The 18,180-nt window shown below is 55.8% G+C and carries 20 protein-coding genes, 6 tRNA genes and 1 rRNA gene; 2 read left to right on the top strand and 25 right to left on the bottom strand.

All coding sequences use genetic code 11. The features are described from left to right. Positions 1-23 precede the first annotated feature (23 nt). From DW724_RS09215 to DW724_RS09140, 16 genes are all read right to left on the bottom strand, one after another. Positions 24-866 carry a hypothetical protein gene (locus tag DW724_RS09215; protein WP_118761261.1) on the bottom strand — a complete coding sequence of 281 codons (843 nt, stop codon included), beginning with the start codon at positions 864-866 and terminating at the stop codon, positions 24-26. Positions 867-949: 83 nt separating this feature from the next. Then, positions 950-1,891, bottom strand: coding sequence for a 1-phosphofructokinase family hexose kinase (locus tag DW724_RS09210; RefSeq protein ID WP_158580252.1), 942 nt, complete (start codon positions 1,889-1,891; stop codon positions 950-952). A 166-nt stretch (positions 1,892-2,057) separates the two neighbouring features. Continuing rightward, on the bottom strand, positions 2,058-2,282 hold the full coding sequence (locus DW724_RS09205) for a hypothetical protein (protein ID WP_118761260.1): 225 nt from the start codon (positions 2,280-2,282) through the stop codon (positions 2,058-2,060). A gap of 13 nt (positions 2,283-2,295) precedes the next feature. Continuing rightward, positions 2,296-2,778, bottom strand: coding sequence for a 23S rRNA (pseudouridine(1915)-N(3))-methyltransferase RlmH (gene rlmH / locus DW724_RS09200; protein ID WP_118761259.1), 483 nt, complete (start codon positions 2,776-2,778; stop codon positions 2,296-2,298). Beyond that, positions 2,760-3,569, bottom strand: a complete 810-nt coding sequence (locus DW724_RS09195) for an MBL fold metallo-hydrolase (RefSeq protein ID WP_118761258.1) — start codon at positions 3,567-3,569, stop codon at positions 2,760-2,762. The genes rlmH and DW724_RS09195 overlap by 19 nt, the downstream gene beginning before the upstream one ends. A 22-nt stretch (positions 3,570-3,591) precedes the next feature. Beyond that, positions 3,592-4,050 carry a GNAT family N-acetyltransferase gene (locus DW724_RS09190; RefSeq protein WP_158580251.1) on the bottom strand — a complete coding sequence of 153 codons (459 nt, stop codon included), beginning with the start codon at positions 4,048-4,050 and terminating at the stop codon, positions 3,592-3,594. Positions 4,051-4,128: 78 nt separating this feature from the next. Then, positions 4,129-5,415, bottom strand: a complete 1,287-nt coding sequence (locus tag DW724_RS09185; protein ID WP_118761256.1) for a UDP-N-acetylglucosamine 1-carboxyvinyltransferase — start codon at positions 5,413-5,415, stop codon at positions 4,129-4,131. A gap of 188 nt (positions 5,416-5,603) precedes the next feature. Then, a complete protein-coding gene (locus DW724_RS09180) occupies positions 5,604-6,431 on the bottom strand; it encodes a hypothetical protein (RefSeq protein WP_118761255.1) in 828 nt (275 codons plus the stop codon). A gap of 23 nt (positions 6,432-6,454) precedes the next feature. Next, positions 6,455-7,771, bottom strand: a complete 1,317-nt coding sequence (locus tag DW724_RS09175) for a hypothetical protein (protein ID WP_118761254.1) — start codon at positions 7,769-7,771, stop codon at positions 6,455-6,457. After that, positions 7,768-9,543, bottom strand: coding sequence for an ATP-binding protein (locus tag DW724_RS09170; RefSeq protein WP_118761253.1), 1,776 nt, complete (start codon positions 9,541-9,543; stop codon positions 7,768-7,770). Before DW724_RS09170 ends, DW724_RS09175 begins: the two co-directional genes overlap by 4 nt. A 3-nt stretch (positions 9,544-9,546) precedes the next feature. Next, complete coding sequence (locus DW724_RS09165; protein ID WP_110436083.1) at positions 9,547-10,242, bottom strand: response regulator; 696 nt, start codon at positions 10,240-10,242, stop codon at positions 9,547-9,549. Between the two features lie 40 nt (positions 10,243-10,282). After that, on the bottom strand, positions 10,283-10,822 hold the full coding sequence (locus DW724_RS09160; protein ID WP_118285006.1) for an NUDIX hydrolase: 540 nt from the start codon (positions 10,820-10,822) through the stop codon (positions 10,283-10,285). 13 nt (positions 10,823-10,835) lie between these two features. Next, positions 10,836-12,746, bottom strand: coding sequence for a glycoside hydrolase family 13 protein (locus tag DW724_RS09155; protein WP_243105719.1), 1,911 nt, complete (start codon positions 12,744-12,746; stop codon positions 10,836-10,838). A gap of 216 nt (positions 12,747-12,962) precedes the next feature. Next, the gene (gene trxA, locus DW724_RS09150) at positions 12,963-13,271 is read right to left on the bottom strand and encodes a thioredoxin (RefSeq protein ID WP_116705145.1); all 309 of its coding nucleotides are present in this window, start codon (positions 13,269-13,271) and stop codon (positions 12,963-12,965) included. A 12-nt stretch (positions 13,272-13,283) separates the two neighbouring features. Then, positions 13,284-14,096 carry a DNA-3-methyladenine glycosylase family protein gene (locus tag DW724_RS09145; RefSeq protein WP_118761252.1) on the bottom strand — a complete coding sequence of 271 codons (813 nt, stop codon included), beginning with the start codon at positions 14,094-14,096 and terminating at the stop codon, positions 13,284-13,286. Next, positions 14,093-14,467, bottom strand: coding sequence for a DUF3783 domain-containing protein (locus tag DW724_RS09140; protein ID WP_158574665.1), 375 nt, complete (start codon positions 14,465-14,467; stop codon positions 14,093-14,095). Before DW724_RS09140 ends, DW724_RS09145 begins: the two co-directional genes overlap by 4 nt. Positions 14,468-14,607: 140 nt before the next feature. Here DW724_RS09140 and DW724_RS09135 point away from each other — a divergent pair, with 140 nt between their 5' ends. Continuing rightward, entirely contained in the window at positions 14,608-15,405 is a 798-nt protein-coding gene (locus DW724_RS09135; RefSeq protein ID WP_207665662.1) for a ZIP family metal transporter, read from the top strand. A 131-nt stretch (positions 15,406-15,536) separates the two neighbouring features. On the opposite strand, the gene DW724_RS09130 is transcribed toward DW724_RS09135, so the two are convergent. Beyond that, positions 15,537-16,253: a LytR/AlgR family response regulator transcription factor gene (locus tag DW724_RS09130; protein ID WP_158580250.1), complete on the bottom strand. Its 717-nt coding sequence runs from the start codon at positions 16,251-16,253 to the stop codon at positions 15,537-15,539. A 187-nt stretch (positions 16,254-16,440) separates the two neighbouring features. Between DW724_RS09130 and DW724_RS09125 the strand changes: the two genes are divergently transcribed. Then, a complete protein-coding gene (locus tag DW724_RS09125) occupies positions 16,441-16,665 on the top strand; it encodes a DUF6514 family protein (RefSeq protein WP_118564449.1) in 225 nt (74 codons plus the stop codon). An 8-nt stretch (positions 16,666-16,673) separates the two neighbouring features. On the opposite strand, the gene DW724_RS09120 is transcribed toward DW724_RS09125, so the two are convergent. The 8 genes from DW724_RS09120 to DW724_RS09085 form a co-directional block, all read right to left on the bottom strand. Beyond that, complete coding sequence (locus tag DW724_RS09120) at positions 16,674-17,042, bottom strand: Hpt domain-containing protein (protein WP_118360649.1); 369 nt, start codon at positions 17,040-17,042, stop codon at positions 16,674-16,676. A 141-nt stretch (positions 17,043-17,183) separates the two neighbouring features. After that, a tRNA-Thr gene (locus DW724_RS09115) sits at positions 17,184-17,259 on the bottom strand. Positions 17,260-17,294: 35 nt separating this feature from the next. Next, positions 17,295-17,371, bottom strand: a tRNA-Asp gene (locus tag DW724_RS09110). 14 nt (positions 17,372-17,385) lie between these two features. Further along, positions 17,386-17,462: transfer RNA gene (locus DW724_RS09105), tRNA-Ile, on the bottom strand. 60 nt (positions 17,463-17,522) lie between these two features. Continuing rightward, a tRNA-Asn gene (locus tag DW724_RS09100) sits at positions 17,523-17,598 on the bottom strand. Between the two features lie 27 nt (positions 17,599-17,625). Further along, positions 17,626-17,742 (bottom strand): 5S ribosomal RNA (rrf, locus tag DW724_RS09095). Between the two features lie 80 nt (positions 17,743-17,822). Further along, a tRNA-Glu gene (locus tag DW724_RS09090) sits at positions 17,823-17,897 on the bottom strand. A gap of 67 nt (positions 17,898-17,964) precedes the next feature. Beyond that, positions 17,965-18,040, bottom strand: a tRNA-Lys gene (locus DW724_RS09085). Between the last annotated feature and the right edge of the window lie 140 nt (positions 18,041-18,180).

Here is an 18,180-nt window from a genome sequence, read left to right as displayed (position 1 = left end):
GGATAGTATTGAATTAGACGGAATCACTCGTCATTTGGTTCCCTGTTTTGCTCATCTTTTTTACTTTTTTCTTTTTCGGGATCGAGCACGACCGGAATGAGTGCTGCCGCCAGCTTGCCCTTGCCGCGGTGCTTGACGTAGAAGAAGCCGATGATGGAAAAAGCGATCGCACCGATGCAGTTGACCTGCAGATCCTTCATCGTGTCGATCAGGCCAATATCCAGATAGCCGCCAAGCTGCTCCGTCCAATCCTCACCGTTGACAATGACCGACTCAATCTGCACATGCACCGGCACATTCAGGCCGTCCGGGTTGAGCGACACCGAGTTGACCTCGTGCACGACATAGTCCTTCTGCATGTCCGTGTGCATCACCTGATCAGCGGTGAACTCGAAAAATTCCCACAACACGCCGACTGTCATGGAGAAGCAGAACGCCACGATAGCCAGGAACAGCGGCGACAGCTTGAAGGTAAACCGTTCGCTTCGGTTAAACAGGTCAACCAGGCAGAAGCCGACCGCCGCGACCAGAAATCCGTTTATCGTGTGCAGCATGGTGTCCCATCCGGGAATGATGGTGTAGAACGAATTGATCTCGCCCAGGATCTCGGCGGCATAGATAAAGCAGTAGATGATAGCTTCCATCATCGGAGGGATGTCGATGGCAAGCTGTTTTTCAATCAGCGTCGGCATCGCCAGCAGCACGAGCGACAGCACGCATACGAACATATTCTCATACCGCTGCATGAACGCACAGCGTATGAATGTCAGCACGACCAGAAGCGACAGTACGCCGCGAATGGTCAGTCTGCGGCGTATGCGGCGGCGCTGCTCCGTGGCGCGCTGCTGTAATTGTTTTTTATCCATATTTGTTAACTCCTTAAAGTAATTGCGAAAAGAGTAAAAGAGAGAACAACCATCTGTTGTTCTCTCCATAGTTTGTGTATTGCTTACAGGACGTAAACCTGCGTGGTCTCGTACACCTCGTAAACCTTCTTGAGAGAGGCCATCTCGGTGCCGGCCAGACGGGCACATGCACGGCCCATCGCAACGGCGTAGCGTGCCACCTCGTCAAACTTCATGCCCGCGTGCATAGCGTTTGCAATCGCGCCGACCATTGCATCACCGGTACCGACCGCACCTTCGTCGTAGATTTTCGGGTTGGTAGTAACGTACAGCGACTCCGGCTCGTCCTTTGCGGTCAGCAGAGCGCCCTCCTGACCCATGGAAACACAAACAGCCTTTGCGCCCATATCCAGCATCTTGCGTGCGGAATGTACAACGACCTCGGGATCGGCGGACGGCTTGTCGCCTACAGCCTCAGCCAGCTCGAAGATGTTCGGCTTTACAAAGTCCGGCTCGCACCTCAGTGCCTCCTGCAGCAGCTCGCCCTGTGCGTCGATGATCAGCTTGCAGCCGTGCTTCTTGATGGTCTTGCACAGCTTACGGTAGTTCTTCAGCGGGAACTCCGGCGGCGTAGAACCCGACAGAACGAAGATATTGCCCTCGTCCAGATAGTTCTCCATGCGGTCGAGCAAACGCAGGAAATCCGAATCATCCAGCTTGTTGCCCGGCTCATTTACCTCGGTATGGCCGCCCTGCGCATCAATGATCTGCGTATTGACACGGAGTTGTCCCGCAATATCAACAAAATCGTGGTGAATGTCCGCTGCTGTCAGCATGTCCTTCATAATACGGCCGTTCGTGCCCGCACTGAAGCCAAGCGCAATACTGCTGCCGCCCAACGCCTTGATCGCGCGCGACACGTTGATGCCCTTGCCGCCCGGTTCCAGATGACTGGACACCGCGCGATTAAGCTTGCCCACCTGCAGCGGGTGCTCGATACGCTGCGTACGGTCCAGTGCAGCGTTAAGCGTTATCGTGATAATCATGGGACGCCCCTCCTGAAATAAAATTTCCCTCATCGCGGCTCCGCATTTGTCCCGTGCGAATAACCGCGTTCTCATCTATATTACATTTTACAAAATCTTATGAATAAAGTAAATGGTTTTTCTTGATATTAGCCGCATTTAACCGGGTTGTTTTTGTACCCAAACTTTATTTGATTGAGCCGCAGTCTCCGCACCACGGACACTCCCACTGTTTGCCCGTGACTTTTGCTTCCGCGCCGTACATCGGACAGCGCATTTTGCCGGTTTTCGGCAGCGGCTTCGGCACCGGCGGCTCTTCGTTATTGTTATGCCGCGGATGCAGCATCCACCAGAGAAACCCGCCTACCAGCAGCAGATTTACAATGATCGTAACAAGTTCGCCGTCTATCATCCGGCATGTCTCCTCACTTGTGGTACTTGCCGCCTGCCGCGATATTGAGCGCGCGGTAAATCTGCTCGAGCACCATCACTCTTGCTAAATGATGCGGAAACGTCATCGGTGACATGGACAGCCGCAGCGCCGCCTTCTTTTTCACCCGCTCAGACAGGCCGCACGAGCCGCCAATGAGTACGCAGATCTTGCTTGTCCCCGATACGGTCAGCTTGCCGAAATAGTCCGCCAGCTGCTCAGAGGACATCGGCTTGCCTTCCACGCACATCGCAATCACAGACGCGCCGGGCAGCAGCTTACTCTCGATGAGCGCGGCTTCCTTTTCGAGCGCCTGCGCGACCTCGCCCTCAGAGGGCGTCTGCGGCAAGCGCTGCTCGGGCAGCTCGATGATCTCTAATTTACAATATGCGCCGAGGCGCTTGGTATATTCCTTTACGGCGTCTGCCCAGAATTTTTCTCCGAGCTTTCCGACGCAGATCAGCCGGACAGAGAGCATAGCCTTTCCTCCCCAAATGATACCGGATGCTCCATGTGCTCCTTCGGCGCAACGAGCACCTCGCACGCGGGCAGTCCGCGCAGCGCCGACAGCGTTTGCTGCCGCGCCAGCTCCGGCATGTTGTTTTTCTCACTCAGATGCGCCAGCACAAGCGTTCGCGTGCCGCTTTTCACCAGATCCGCTGCAAACACGGCGCAGTCCGGATTGGACAGGTGCCCGCTCGGTCCGGCAACGCGCATCTTGAGTGAATACGGGTACGGACCGGCCTGCAGCATATACGGATCGTGGTTGCTCTCCAGCACGACCATTTCACAGCCGCGCAGAAGCTCGGCCGCATCGCGCGGCACAAAGCCAAGGTCGGTCGCAAAGCCGAACCGGCTGCCGCCGTGCTCGAATATGTAGCCCGTGCTCTCGGCTGCGTCATGCGGCGTCGGAAACGGCACAACGTCCACATCCCTGACCCAGAAGCGCTCGCCGCTGTCGAATATGTTCAGACGGTCGGCGTACTCCGGATTCTTTTCCTCGAAAGCCTCGGCTGTGCCGCGGGTGGCAAACACCGGCGCCTTCGCTTTTTTAAGAAACATCGGCAGTCCCTTCACATGGTCGATGTGCTCATGCGTCAGCACCACCGCCGAAATATCCTCCAGCGTGAGCGACAGTGCCTTCAGCGCAGTCGTAATCCTGCGCAACGACACACCGAGATCGATCAGGATCGCGGTGCCGTCCGCCATATATAAGCCGCAGTTGCCGCTCGAACCGCTGGCGATACTGTAATAATAATGCTCTGCCATAGTACTCCTTCAGCAGTTGTTTTCATCCGTTTGTATGCTGCAGGAAGGCGGTTCGCGTTAGAATCATCGGTGTGACGTTTCCGCAGTAGAATGCGAACGGTTCCCCGGCAATCTCTGCGCCGAATCCGGTAAGAATGTGCACCGTTGCGTCTCTCGCTTCGAGGAAAATGTTATCCACATCCTGTGCAAAAACATCGTCCAGCACACGTTTCAGCAGAAAGGTTCCCTTGTGCTGTCCGCGCAGCCTGCGCGCGACCGTGATGCGGCCCATGTGCCACTGCCCGCCCTCACGGTAAATGGCCGCTGTGCCGACGAGTTCGCCGTCCTGCTCCATGCACCACCACTGCGGCTGCTTATCCGCCGGGATGAAGTTCAGCTCCTTCGGAATATCCTGCTCATCCGCAAAAATCTGCGCGGCAAAAGCGAGAACCGCATCCATGTCCGCATCAGACGCACGCCGAATCATACACTCTGCTTTCATTCTGCTCATCTGCCTTATATTCTGCAAAAAAGGCGAAAGGATGCTCCCTCCGCCTTTTTTCCTCATTACAATTAGAAATTACTTGTTCTCGGCGCTTTCCGGAATCTCGGAGCGATACATATCCGCACCCAGAGCAACAAACTTCTCTACGAGCGTCTCATAGCCGCGCTCGATGTTCTGCACCTGCTCGACCTCGGTAACACCCTTGGCTGCCAGACCGGCGATAACCATCGCCGCGCCTGCACGCAGGTCATGTGCACGGACCGGAGCACCATTCAGCTCCCTGACACCCTCAACAACCGCGATCGCACCGTCCACATGAATGTTCGCACCCATGCGGGTCAGCTCCTCGGTATAGCGGTAGCGGCTGCCCCAGATCCCCTCGGTGATGATGCTGGTGCCCTCTGCCAGACACAGCGCCGTCGTCATCTGCGGCTGCATGTCGGTCGGGAAGCCCGGGTACGGCAGGGTCTTGATGTTAGTCTTGGTCAGCTTGCCCTCGCGGCGAACGAGCACCGCGTCGTCAAACTCGGTGACCTCAACGCTCATCTCGCGCAGCTTTGCGGTAATGCACTCCAGATGACGCGGAATAACATTCTTCACCAGAACCGAACCGCCGCAGGCTGCAACGGCTGCCATGAAGGTGCCCGCCTCGATCTGATCCGGAATGATGGAGTAACTGCCGCCGTGCAGGCTCTCTACACCGCGGATCTTGATCACATCGGTGCCGGCGCCCTTAACATCCGCGCCCATTGCATTCAGGAAGTTCGCCAGATCGACAATGTGCGGCTCCTTCGCGCAGTTCTCCATAATCGTCTGACCCTTGGCCAGAACGGCTGCGAGCATGATGTTCATGGTCGCGCCGACCGTAACAACGTCAAAATAAATATGTGCGCCGTGCAGGCCGTCCTCGGGTGCCTCGACCCGGATGTAACCGCCCTTGGGCAGCGTTACCTTTGCGCCCAGAGCTTCAAAACCCTTGATGTGCTGGTCGATCGGACGGACGCCGCCGAAGTTGCAGCCGCCGGGCATTGCTACCTCGGCAAAGCCATACTTGCCGAGCAGCACGCCGAGCAGATAGTAGGATGCGCGCAGCTTGCGCTCCAGCTCATGCGGCTTGAGGCTCGGGTTCTGCGCATTCTGGATTTCCACCGTAGTGGCGTTGATCTGGCGGATCTGCGCACCCAGCTCGCGCATGATCTCCATCTGCAGCGTTACATCAATGATCTTGGGCACGTTTTCAAGACGAACCGGGCCATCTGCCAGCAGAGCCGCCGGAACGATTGCGACCGCTGCATTCTTTGCGCCGGAGATGGTCACCTCACCATTCAGCGTCTTGCCGCCGTTGATTACATACTTTGTCAATCTACCTACTCCTCACTAAGCCTTGGCGCGGAAATCTCCGCGTTTTTCTCCGAATACTGTATCTTATGTCAGCGAATGACTGTCCGTGCCGACCCTCTTTGCGGGCAGCTCCGACAGCGGCTAAACCCATTCGCGTAAAATCTCACTAATACATTTTACCACAATTTCAGATAAAGAAAAGCAGTTTTTCAGTTTTCTTCACCGATGATCGTCTTTTTGTCACAATCCACCAAATATTCGCCTGTTTCGGTGTCAATCTTCCAAGTAGGTGTAAGACGAATACGGCGGCTGCTGTCGGTTTGCATACGGTAACCGGCCGTCATCGACTCGATCGTACCGGTTTCACCGCTTTCTGCGGCAAACTGCAGCAGCGCATCTGCTGCGCTGCAGTTAATGCTGATGCCGTTCGCAGTGGTATACGGCGTACCAAGGCTCCACAGTCCGACGAGCGACACTGTGCCGTCTCCGGTGGAAAAGTCCAGTGTCAGCCGCCGGTTGTGCACCGGCAGTCCGGCGACCGAGCCAGTCAGCGTAACTGCCATGTCCTCCGCCGTCCAGTTGGCCTGCTCGGCCTGAAAACCCCACCGGCTGCACAGTCGGCGCGCCTGCTCGAGCGCTTCCGATGCGGAAGTCGGCGCAGATTCAGTCAGCGTATAGTCCGCCTGCACATTGCCGTCCGCCTGCCACTCGAGCGTGCCCTTGTCACTCTCAAAGCGCACCGTGCCGTCCTCCTGCTCGGTGCGTTCAGCGTGTTCGCCCAGCATGGCGGCTGCGATCTTTTCCTCATCTGCGCGGCTGCGGTCGAGCGACAGCTCGGGCAGCGTGATGTCCTCCGGAAGCGAGAACGCCGTATCCAGCTGCATCCCTCTGGCGCTCACCAGCGTGCGCAGATTGGCCTCAAGCTCACTCGCTCTCCGGTGGCTTTGCCAGCCGCGTACCGCCAGATTGCCCAGCAGAAACAGGTTGATTGCAAGCAGTATTGCGATCAGTATATTTTTGACTTTATCCCATTGCAAGCGCTCTCATCTCCCTTCTGCGGTCACTCTGCCGCATTTTTCAGATAGAACCGGCTCGGTACATACTGTCCGTCCTGTGACCGGTAGGCTGCCATCAGACCGCGTTCCGCGCCGGAGGCTCCGGCTGCCGCCTGTTTTGCGGGCATGACCGTGCGTTTGCCGCCGGTCGGCTGAAATTTCTGCAGCCGAATCGTTGCCGTGCGCAGCGCACTGCCGTTGAATACGAAGGTAGCAAAGTCCGCGTCACCGAGCACCGGCACGCCGCTGTACATCTGCAGAAAAATCAGCGTGGTTTGCTCTTCGCTGCGCTCCACCGCGTACAGCGACGCATGTGTATCCGTATCGCCCGCTCGCTGCGCCGCATCGAGAATCAGTCGGGCGCAGTCCAACTGTGCATCCAGCGCCGCCGCATCCGTGATATCGCTCTCGTCATAAGCGCTCACCGTTGCCGAGCCGTCCGTGGACGCGTACTGCACCAGACCGGACGCACTCAGCCGCAACGTGCTCGTATCATCGAGGAACACGCGGACAGTTCCGTCCTGCTCATTGTAAAAATCCGTGTAGGCCGTGTAGCCGAATGCACCGAGCAAATCCTCCAGTCCGGTGCCGCTCTGTGCGGCAAACAGGTTGATCTGCGCCGGTTTCAGCACCGGAAGCGACAGCGCCTCGCTGTCGAACAGCAGCGTTTCCGGATAGACCGCGTACGCATCTCCCGCAAAGCTGCATGACAGACCGCGGAAGTTCTTCTGTGCCTCCCCGAGCGCATTCTGCGAGACCGCTGCATCCGCAGCATACAGCCTGCCGTCTGCCATGCGGACAAACAGCCGCTGCACACCGGCGGCATACACCAGTGTTTCGACCTGCAGGCGGTCATTATCCTTCCACGAGCCGCCCAGCCAGCCCGCAATAGACTGCATCGGGATCGCACCGTGGTAGCGCAGCAGCGCACAGCTGCCCGACCGCAGAGCCGTGCACAGCTCACTCTCATCAGCCGGCCGCAGCCCCTCACCTGTGAGCGCCTGCGACCACAGCGAACGCGTTGCCGTGATGCCGGCGTCAATATCGGTCAGATTGTACTGCACGCCGTACAGCTTGCCGTCAACGGTCAGCGCCATCTGTGCCGGATCCGCCGCCGAAACACCGGAGGACCGTATCTCATAGCCCACCGCACCGCCTACAAAGCGGTCGTGCAGACGGCGGAGTGCGCTGTCTGCGGGCATTTGCGCAATGTTCAGACCCATCAGCCAGTTTACCGCGCACAGCACGCCCATCAGTCCGCACAGCACCAAAAGCGAGATATTCTTTGCTGTGTTCTTCGCTGAGCGTTTCGCACCTCTCATACCTTATCCTCCCTGCCGTGTGGCTTGAGGTCGGTCGGAAGCGTGATCGTCACGGTCGTGCCCTTGCCGTATTCACTGGTCAGAGCGATCTTGCCCTCGTGCTGCTCAACGATCTCCTTGGCGATCGCCAGACCCAGTCCGGTGCCGCCAGCGGCACGCGAGCGTGCCTTGTCCACGCGGTAGAATCGCTCAAACAGGCGCGGCACATCGTCCGCCGGAATGCCGACACCGTTGTCCTCAACTGTGATGCGCACATGGTTTGCGCCTGCGCGCTGTGCCGCCAGACGGATCCTGCCGCCCGAAGGCGTGTACTTGACCGCGTTGGACAGAATATTTACCACAACCTGCTCGATGCGTTCTCTGTCTCCGACCATCGGCGGCAGGTTCGGCTCGGTCTCAACGAGGATCATGTGACCGCTGTCCTCGGCGGTCAGCTTCATGGCATTCGTCACCTTTTTCAGCAGATCGGACACCGAGAACCGCGTCATACGCAGCTCCATCCGTCCGTAATCCAGCTTGGAAAGCGTCAGCAGATCGGTGACAATACGCGCCATGCGCTCGCTCTCGCTCGAAATAACGCCCAGAAACTGCTTTTCCATGTCAAGCGGCAGCTCTCCGGCGGCATCGAGCAGCGTTTCGGTGTACGAGCGGATATTCGTCAGCGGCGTGCGCAGCTCGTGCGACACGTTTGCCACAAACTCGCGGCGTGCGTCATCCAGACGGCGCTGCTCGGTGACATCGTGAATGACGGCGATGACGCCGCCCTCGCCGTCCAGTGCGCCGTAAGGCGCCAGCGTGACAGACAGCACGCGCCCAAATCGCGTAATCTCGTTCGTAAGGAAGCTGCGCGAGACGGTTTCGTCCGTGTCCGGCATGTCCAGATCAGCGAACATCTCATCAAAGCTCAGCTTCTGCTCCACACGCACACCCAGCAGATTTTCGGTTGCCGGATTCATGTGGATAAGCGTGCCGTCGGTCGTAAAGGCGGCTACGCCGTCGGTCATGTGCAGGAACAGCGTGTTCAGCTTGTCGCGCTCTCCCTGTACCTCGCCGACCGTGTTTTTCAAACGGTGCGCCATGTAATTGAACGAACGGGTCAGCTCGCCAATCTCATCCGACGACTGCACGCCGAGGTCCTGATCGAAGTTGCCTTCCGCGATTGACCGCGCACCCTCAGTGATGCGCTCGATCGGCGTGGTGATGGTCTTGCTGAGCAGGAAGGACAGCAGGATCGCCGCCAGCAGGCCGAACATCATCGCCTGCATGACAATCTGGAAGAACCGCCACGACAGGTCGGAAATCTCCCGCTTGTTGTCCGCGATATACACGATGTAGTCCACCGCACCGTCGCCGTTCTTGTCGAGCGGCACCGCAATGTCCATAATGCTGTCGGATACCGCCGAGCGCGTTCCGGTTTCTCCTGCCATTGCGGCAATGACGTTGCTCGTGCGGGTAACAGATACATTCGGGTTGGAGCCGTCAAGAAAGCCGCCCTCACTGTCGAGAATGGCATAGTTGCGGTAATCGTCAATGCCGAGTCGGCTCTTGTGGGCATCTATGATGGTTTTCAGACCATCCGTGCCGGGTTCGGCAGCCGCCTCCTGCATGGAGCGGATGGTGTCGGTCGTGAACACCGCCTGCATCTGCTCATAAAAGCTGTTTAGATAGAAGGTGTTGATACTGTTGATCAGAAACGTGCCGACCACCGCCATAACGGATACGATCAGCAGCACCAGAATCAGCACCAGTTTTCTGTGTAGTGAACGGAACATAGCTTACTCCCCGTCAGCAAAGTAATATCCCATGCCTCTTTTTGTGATGATGTATCTGGGACTTGCCGGTTCATCCTCAATCTTCTCGCGCAGACGGCGGATCGCCACGTCCACCGCACGCAAGTCGCCGTAGTAGTCATAGCCCCAGACCTGCTCCATCAGCTCCTCACGGGAGAAAACCCGTCCCGGAGCAGCGGACAGGAAGCACAGAATATCAAATTCCCGCGCGGAAAGCTCGAGCGGATGGCCGTTTTTGTACACCATGCCGTTGTCCTTGGATACACGCAGACCGCCGCCGGACGGCGCTTCCGCCTTTTCCCTGTCCTCTCCTGCGTAGGTACGGCGCATGTTCGCCTTGACGCGCGCCATCAGCTCACGCATGGAGAACGGCTTGGTGATATAGTCGTCTGCACCCAGCTCAAGACCCATGACCTTGTCGGTCTCTTCCTCACGGGCGGTCAGCATGATGATCGGCGTGTCCTTTTCCGCGCGCACCCGCCTGCAGACCTCAAAGCCGTCCATCTCGGGCAGCATCACGTCCAGCAGAATCAGGTCGGGCGCTTCCTCAAGCGCGCAGCGCAGACCTTCCGCGCCGTCATACGCCGCGAGTGTGTCGTAGCCCTCACGCTGTAAATTGAATACCAGAATGTCTGAAATGGCCTTTTCGTCCTCAACCACAAGGATTTTTTTCTTATCCAAACCCTTTCCTCCTCTGCACTCTCCAATCTCCACTCTTATCTTAGTAAAGATTTTTCAGCTTTGCTCTATACATAGCCGCCACCGTTTTTGCATCGCGGATCTCGTCCCGCTCGATCATTTTCTCTACCTCTGCGATCGGCAGTCGCACAACCTCGACAAATTCGTCCTCATCCGGCTGCATTTCGCCCTCGGTCAGGTCAAGCGCGGCAAACAGATAGGTCACCTCGGTCAGAAAGCCGGGAGACGGATAAATCGCGCCGAGCGGCACGATGCGTCCGGCGGTACAGCCGGTTTCTTCTTTCAGCTCGCGGATGCCGCATTCCTCGGCGTCCTCCGGGCCGTGGTCCATCTTGCCGGCGGGCATTTCGAGTAGCTCGGTATCGAACGCATAGCGGAACTGCCGCACGAGGATAACGTTGCCGTCCTTGTCGATCGGCAGCACGCCGACACCGCCGACGTGCTCACAGACCTCGCGCGGCGCGGTTTTGCCGTTCGGCAGCGATACCTCGTCCACACGAGCGGTCATAATCCTGCCTCTGAACTTATATTCGCTGGAAAGCTGTTTTTCTGTCATATCCATAGAAAAATCCTCCTTAATCGGCTGCATTTACACAGCGCAGGATATAGGCGGTCTCCGGCGGGACGGATACGATCAGACCGTCCGGGTCGGCGTACGCGAAGCCCTCGCCGCTGAGCAGGTCGAGCGCATACAGCGCATCAATTTTTGTTTCCGCATACTGGTGTCCGCGGTTGACCGCGATCACCAGACGCGAGTCTCCGCTCGTGCGCTCGTATCGCAGCAGTGCACCGGCTGTCGTGTCGCTGAACTGCAGGTCGCCGTCCGCGAGCGCCTGCTCCTCGGCACGGATTTCGCACAGCTTGCGGTAGAACGCAAGCAGCTCCTGGTTTTCGTGTCCCCACGGGTAGGTCCGGCGGTTGAACGGGTCCTCGAAGCCCTGCTGACCGGCCTCATCACCGTAGTAAATGGTCGGAGAACCCGGCATAGTGAACTGGATGACTGCCGCCATCCGCAGGCGGCGCAGCGCAATCTCCAAACGGTCCGGCGGCAGCTGATAGTGTGCGCGGCCGTTTCTATCCATCTTCCACTCGTTCTCGGTTACGCCGAGAAGGGTGAGCGCACGCGCGGTGTCATGCGTACCTACAACGTTCATCAGGTTGTAGAACACGTCCCGCGGGTAGTTTTCGCGGATGCACTCCATGCTCTCCGCGAAATGCTCGGCTGTGCCGCCGTTCAAAAAGCCGAAAATAGCGTCTCGCAGCGGGTAGTTCATAACCGAATCCAGTTCGCCGCCCTGGAAATAGCGTCGGCGCTCGGAGTACGCGATTTTGTTGGACGCATCCTCCCACACCTCACCGATGATGAGCGCATCGGATTTTTCCCTGCGGGCTGCCGCGTTCAGCTTCCGGATGAAGCTGTCCGGCAGCTCGTCGGCAACATCCAGCCGCCAGCCGGACGCGCCCAGCCGCAGCCAGCGGCGGACCACGCTGTCCTCGTCCTCGATGATGTAATTCTGATAGCTGCCGTCGGTCTCATTGACCTGCGGGAGCGTGTAGATGCCCCACCACGAGCCGTACTCGTTCGGCCAGTTGTGAAAGTCAAACCAGCTGAAATACGGCGATTCCTTGGACTGGAACGCGCCTACGCTGTCATAATGGCCGCGTGCGTTGAAATAGCGGCTGTCGTAGCCGGTGTGATTGAACACGCCATCCAGTACAACGCGCATGCCGCGTCTGGCGGCTTCGCTGCACAGCGCCCGGAAGTCCTCCTCGCAGCCGAGCAGCGGGTCGATGCGCTTGTAATCGCCGGTATCGTAGCGGTGATTGGAATACGCCTGAAAGATTGGATTGAAATAAATGGTGGTAACGTGCAGGCTCTCCAGATAATCCAGCTTGGCGTATACGCCGCGCAGCGTACCGCCGAAAAAGTCGTTATTGAGAATTTCGCCGTGCTCATCCGGCAGGTATACCGGAATATCGTCCCAGTTCTGATGCAGCACACGCGGGATCACGCCTTCGCCCTCCGGCTGCTCGGGCGCCTTGTCGCGGCAGAAGCGGTCCGGAAAAATGTTGTAGGTGATGCCCTCGCCGAACCAGCGCGGCGTGTGGTAATCGCCGTCGTATACGGTCAGCTGGTACTTATCGCCGACCGACTCGAGCAACTCCGCCTGACCGCCGTAGCCGCGTGCACAGTAGTGCAGACCATCCGCCAGCTCCACCGAGAAATAATACCAGTATAGACCGGGGTGCGGCGGCGTATAGGTTACCGTATACCGGTCGTGTGAGCCTTGATAGCCGCACCAGTGCAGCGGATAGGATTCGGCCTGACAGCCGTCTTCCTCAATCCAAAGGGTAACATGCAGCGCGCCCTGTGCCCGCTGCGGATAAACAGAAAACTCGACCGCCTGCCCTGCCGGTACTGCGCCATACGGCTTCTTGCATGCAGTGCTGCGGGAGTGAAACATACTATCAGAAATGCGATTCACGCAAGCTCCTCCAAACATATATCCTCTTGCCAAATCATACCTTACCATTATATCAGCAATATTGGCGGTAGTATTTTTAGTATAGCACAAAACCGCAAAACGGTAAACAAAAGCTGTCGCACGAAAGAAAAGAAAACCGGCTCAATACAAACTTTTTAGGTGTAAAAGCAAAGAGCCGACTCCGATGGAGTCAGCTCTTTTGATCCGGTTTTGATTTTAGCCGAGCAGGTTCAGAATTTCTTCCTTCGGCATAGCGCCGACAGCCTTATTGGCAACCTCGCCGTTCTTCATCACGATCAGGGTCGGGATGGAGACAATGCGGAACTGCATGGACAGCTCACCCTGCTCGTCTACATTGATCTTGCCAACCTTGATGTCGTCACGCTCGTTTGCGATCTCGTCCACGATCGGCGAAACCATGCGGCAGGGACCGCACCACGTTGCCCAGAAATCCAGCAGGACCGGCTTGTCCGACTTCAGCACTTCGTTCTCGAAATTTTCCTTTGTAATGGTTACTACTGCCATATTGAACACTCCTTAACCTTTCAGTGATAATTCATAGTAAAATGCATACTGCTGCATGACACCCGCAAAGCCTTTATATCGTTTCAGCGGAAACCCTTTCGGATAGTGTGTGTCCAGCATTTGCCGGATATGCGTATCGACCGGAAATGCGTCGATGTGATGCAGCGCAAACAGACAGATACACTCCGCAACCTTGATGCCGATACCGGTCAGGCGCAGCAGTTCGGCCTTGGCGCGGGCGTAATCCATGTGCCGGATAGCTTCCAGATCGACCTCACCGGACGCGACCTGCCGGGCCGCAGCGCAAATGTATTTGGCGCGGTAGCCGAGCCGCACCGGCGCAAGGTCCTCGGGCGTGCACGCCGCCAGACGCTCTGCCGTGGGAATGCTATTGTATACCTGTTCACTCTTATTATAACAGATTTCCCCGAAAAGGGAACACAAATTTTCGACACACTTGGTAATCCGCGCGATATTGTTCTGCTGGGAGATGATAAAGCATAGAATAGTCTCCCACAGGTCCTGCCGCAGAATACGCAGTCCGCCGCCGTATGCAACGGCGTTCTGCAGATAGATATCGCGTTTGGCAACTGCGGCTTTGCAGCGGCCGTAGTCCGTATCCAGATCGAAATACGGCTGCCAGATGGCGTTAAACTCATCTTCATCGCAGTCGAATCGTACGGTCCGGCCGTTCTGCTGAATATTCAGCAGGTGTGTGCCCGCAATCAAATCGTACGACTTATCCCCAACCCTGTGGAAGCGGAAGCACTGACCGGAGCTTGCGATCTGGTCAATGTCGAAATCGTTCAGTACGCGCTCGATCATTGGTGCATAGCCTCATGCTCGCGCACCAGCTCGGTAAACAGGTCGCTCAGCGTCCAGCCGATGTTGTGCTCGGTGACCATGGCCTTGTACGGCACGGAAACACCATGCGCCTTCATTTCACGGAGCAGAATGTCCAGTCTCTTTTCGGTAAAGCCGTCCAGCACCATCATCGGTGCAGAAGGCGCATCTGCAGTCGCGTCAGTCGGCTCAAAGCCCTTGCGGTTCAGCAGAAAGCCGACAGTCTGACCGGCAGAGACCGCTTCGACGTTCTTAATCCGCACGCCCATGCGAACGAGCACGGTCTTGAGCGCCGCAGTCTGTTCGCTCGGCTGCGGCTCGAAATATAACACTTTTTCACGGGATGCCGCCATAGTGGAACCCTCCTGTTTTATTCTCATAAGATTGTATACTAATATTATATCATTTCTGTCAAGTCCCCTATTGACAGAAAGTGTGTTCGGTGCTATGCTTATAGTTAGCAATAGCTAACCAATTAAAAAGAGAGGTGCGTATGATACAGCAGACATTGCTTTGGGCGGCGGCAGGCACAGGCTTCACCTTCCTGATGACCACGATCGGCGCCGCCATGGTATTCTTTATGAAACGGCAGTCCAGCGCTCTGATGCAGCAGATTTTCCTCGGATTCGCGTCCGGTGTGATGATCGCCGCGTCCATCTGGAGTCTGCTCATTCCCGCGATTGACGAGGCCGCGCAGAACGGCCAGCCGGGCTGGATACCCGCTGCAGGCGGCTTTATCCTCGGTCTGGTGCTTATGCTTGCGCTGGACGGATTCATGCCACACCTGCACAGCGGCGCAGAGCAGGCCGAAGGTCTGCCATCCTCCTTTCGGCGAACCACGCTGCTTGTTCTTGCAGTGACGCTGCACAACATTCCGGAAGGCATGGCTGTCGGTCTGTCATTCGCTCGCGCCGCGCAGCACACCGGCAACGCAGGATTGTTTGCAGCGGCAGGCGCGCTTGCCATCGGCATCGGCATTCAGAATTTCCCGGAAGGAGCCGCAGTCGCGCTTCCGCTCCATCAGGAGGGACTCAGCCGCACGCGCTCGTTCGTTTACGGTTCGCTGTCCGGCATTGTCGAACCCATCTTCGGCGTGCTTGTCGTGCTGTGCGCGTCCGCGCTGACACCGTTCATGCCGTGGCTGCTGTCCGCTGCGGCAGGCGCGATGCTGTACGTTGTGGTCGAGGAGCTGATTCCCGAGGCACATCTCGGCGAGCATTCACATCCGGGCACGCTTGGTGTGATGGCGGGTTTTCTGGTGATGATGGTGTTGGATACAGCTTTGGGATAATTGAAAATGGAGAATTGAGAATGGAAAATGAAGTTTTCTTTCTCCTTCCACAAAAACGAAAAGCGTCCCAATGGGACGCTTTTCGTTTTTCAAATAATCCGTGTTTTGACTTTGCCTAATACAGATTATCCTCAATATCTATTATGAATCTGTTTGCAGTAATCAAAATAGACTTGCCGCAATTCCTTCAGATTTTTCTTGCGAATGAGCACCACATCGTCGTTTGTAAGGATAAAGTCCTTATCCACAGCTTTGACGTAGTTCATATTCACAAGGAAGCTCTGGTGGCACCGCAGAAAACACGGAGCCGTCAGTTCCTGCTCAATCTCGCTGAGTTTTTTATATATTGTGTATGTCTTTTCGCCCGCCTGATGCAGAATGCACTGTGAGTTATGGCTTTCCACATACATAATCTCTTCGCGCGGAATGTGTAGCACCTGCAAACGATTCTTGATCGCGTATGTATTCTCGACGATATCGGACAATACACGGTGCATGGTTCGCTCGAACGTCTTCGGGGTATATGGCTTGAGCAGATAACCGGATGCACCGACTTCAAAGCTGTCCGGTGCAAAATCCAGCGCAGCAGTACAAAATACGATCGTGCCCTTGTAGCCAATCTCACGCAGACGGCGTGCTACGTCAATGCCGAGCGGCGGGTCCATCAGAATATCCAGCAGAATAATATCAAACCATCCGCCGTCCCCAAGCTCATAATAAAGCGGTTCACCGCTGTCGTACATTTTGTAGGAATAGTCAATCGCATGTGAATTGCAGTAATGACTGAGAAAATCCACAAGGATATCTCGTTCTAACGCCGAATCATCACAAATTGCGACCCGCAACATGGTTATTGACAGTCCTTTCTCGTCAGTTTTTGTCGAATTTCTTAGCGGCTTCTTAACACATTCTGCCGATTTCACAAGATTCTGTTCCAATTTCACAGAATAGCAAAAACCGCGTGATTCTTCTGATAAAATAAACATGTTCCCAAATGAAGTGGGAACATCAGCAAATATCGACGGAGGAAGCATCATGTTTGTCTACAAAGTAATCAAAAAAAATCACTATTCGCCTGAGACCGGAGCTTATATATCTTTCGGTATCAGTGCTCACGATCCACAGCACGGACAAACCTGCTTCGTCCCCGATGTGTTCATCGGTGAGCCGGAAGCTCGCGCCTTTACAGAACGCCTGAATACGCTTCAGGTGTCGCCCATCCATTTGATTGATGTGATTGAGGACACATTAGGCGTTTAACACGCAGATTACATAAAAATGCCCAGTTCAGAGGCCAGAGAGCGAATTGCCTGCACAATGCCGATGTATTCGGCCGTGACTTCGTATCGCAGTTCCGTGATTTCCTCATCCCGATTGCCGCGCAGCGCTTGCAACAGTGCTGCGCTCTTCTTTTCCAGCCGTATAAAGCCAAAGCTGCGTGCCTGTCCGGTCAGCGTGTGTACCGCTTTGATTGCCGCATCGCGATCGTGCCGACCCAAGGCATCGTTCAATTCCGCGCAGCAGGGCTCGTCCAAAAATCGGATCAGGAATTTCTGCAGCATATTCTCGTTATAAAAGCGACGGCAGGCTGCTTCAAAATCTCCATCTATCGCTCGATAAAATTTATACAGAGACATATCGACATCTCCCTACGGATATTCTATCATTTCAAAAATCGACTGGCAAGAGGTGAAAATAGTTTTCTATCGTCATTTCTCGACAAAGATCGCGTTTTGCAGTAAAAGAAAAACGCCTGATCAAATGATCAGGCGTTTTTATGGAGCTGCTAACCAGATTTGAACTGGTGACCTCATCCTTACCAAGGATGCACTCTACCGACTGAGCTATAGCAGCGAAAGAAAAAACGGCACGATTACGGTACCGTTTTTTGGCGACCCGGATGGGACTTGAACCCACGGCCTCTAGCGTGACAGGCTAGCGCTCTAACCAACTGAGCTACCGGGCCATATTAACTTAATTTGGTGGGCCTTCGGGGACTTGAACCCGGGACCGACCGGTTATGAGCCGGTTGCTCTAACCAACTGAGCTAAAGGCCCATATAGGGAATCGACTTTACCCTGCCGTCACGATAAAGTGACGGCAAAGCATTGTCTGAATGGCTCCTCAAGTTGGACTCGAACCAACGACCCTGCGGTTAACAGCCGCATGCTCTACCAACTGAGCTATTGAGGAATATCGAGCGGATCTGCGATCCGCAGGTGTAGGCGTTGAGTTATCTTCCCGGGCCGTCACCAGCCAAGTATTGTCACCGTAAACGAGCTTAACTACTGTGTTCGGAATGGGAACAGGTGTACCCTCGTCACCATTAACACCTACTATTTCGTTGCACATTCCTGTGCAGCTTTATTATTATACCATACCATCAGCCTGCTGTCAACATCTTTCTTGAAGAAATTTGGTGACCCGTGGGAGAATCGAACTCCCGTTTGCGGCGTGAGAGGCCGCCGTCTTAGCCGCTTGACCAACGGGCCATAACAGTTAGACTTCCGGTATCTCGGTTTCGCTGTGGACTCTCTCGAACCCACAGCGCACCGAATCTGGTACACCATCACGGGCTCGAACCGTGGACCCACTGATTAAGAGTCAGTTGCTCTACCAACTGAGCTAATGGTGCATACTTTTCTTCGAGAAGAAAAGTATGCAAAAGAAGCTTTATCTGCGCTCACGCGCTATCTTCTTCGCTGTTTTCTCTCTCAGAAAACTTTTTAGAAGGTCTTTACACCCTCAAAACTGAACAATCCTACTCGCAAGCTA

It is taken from the genome of Butyricicoccus sp. AM27-36 (genome assembly GCF_003480945.1).
GTDB lineage: Bacteria > Bacillota > Clostridia > Oscillospirales > Butyricicoccaceae > Agathobaculum > Agathobaculum butyriciproducens.
The sequence above is the reverse complement of the archived record's forward strand: the minus strand, read 5'-3'. Positions and strand labels throughout refer to the sequence as shown.

Excerpts from the sequence above, each read along its gene's own strand:
- DW724_RS09145 (WP_118761252.1), bottom strand. The coding sequence starts at position 14,096 with ATGATCGAGCGCGTACTGAACGATTTCGACATTGACCAGATCGCAAGC.
- DW724_RS09195 (WP_118761258.1), bottom strand. The coding sequence starts at position 3,569 with ATGGCAGAGCATTATTATTACAGTATCGCCAGCGGTTCGAGCGGCAAC.
- DW724_RS09210 (WP_158580252.1), bottom strand. The coding sequence starts at position 1,891 with ATGATTATCACGATAACGCTTAACGCTGCACTGGACCGTACGCAGCGT.
- DW724_RS09130 (WP_158580250.1), bottom strand. The coding sequence starts at position 16,253 with ATGTTGCGGGTCGCAATTTGTGATGATTCGGCGTTAGAACGAGATATC.
- DW724_RS09120 (WP_118360649.1), bottom strand. The coding sequence starts at position 17,042 with ATGTCTCTGTATAAATTTTATCGAGCGATAGATGGAGATTTTGAAGCA.
- DW724_RS09205 (WP_118761260.1), bottom strand. The coding sequence starts at position 2,282 with ATGATAGACGGCGAACTTGTTACGATCATTGTAAATCTGCTGCTGGTA.
- DW724_RS09215 (WP_118761261.1), bottom strand. The coding sequence starts at position 866 with ATGGATAAAAAACAATTACAGCAGCGCGCCACGGAGCAGCGCCGCCGC.
- rlmH (WP_118761259.1), bottom strand. The coding sequence starts at position 2,778 with ATGCTCTCTGTCCGGCTGATCTGCGTCGGAAAGCTCGGAGAAAAATTC.
- DW724_RS09125 (WP_118564449.1), top strand. The coding sequence starts at position 16,441 with ATGTTTGTCTACAAAGTAATCAAAAAAAATCACTATTCGCCTGAGACC.
- DW724_RS09140 (WP_158574665.1), bottom strand. The coding sequence starts at position 14,467 with ATGGCGGCATCCCGTGAAAAAGTGTTATATTTCGAGCCGCAGCCGAGC.
- DW724_RS09160 (WP_118285006.1), bottom strand. The coding sequence starts at position 10,822 with ATGGATATGACAGAAAAACAGCTTTCCAGCGAATATAAGTTCAGAGGC.
- DW724_RS09190 (WP_158580251.1), bottom strand. The coding sequence starts at position 4,050 with ATGAAAGCAGAGTGTATGATTCGGCGTGCGTCTGATGCGGACATGGAT.
- DW724_RS09170 (WP_118761253.1), bottom strand. The coding sequence starts at position 9,543 with ATGTTCCGTTCACTACACAGAAAACTGGTGCTGATTCTGGTGCTGCTG.
- trxA (WP_116705145.1), bottom strand. The coding sequence starts at position 13,271 with ATGGCAGTAGTAACCATTACAAAGGAAAATTTCGAGAACGAAGTGCTG.
- DW724_RS09135 (WP_207665662.1), top strand. The coding sequence starts at position 14,608 with ATGATACAGCAGACATTGCTTTGGGCGGCGGCAGGCACAGGCTTCACC.
- DW724_RS09175 (WP_118761254.1), bottom strand. The coding sequence starts at position 7,771 with ATGAGAGGTGCGAAACGCTCAGCGAAGAACACAGCAAAGAATATCTCG.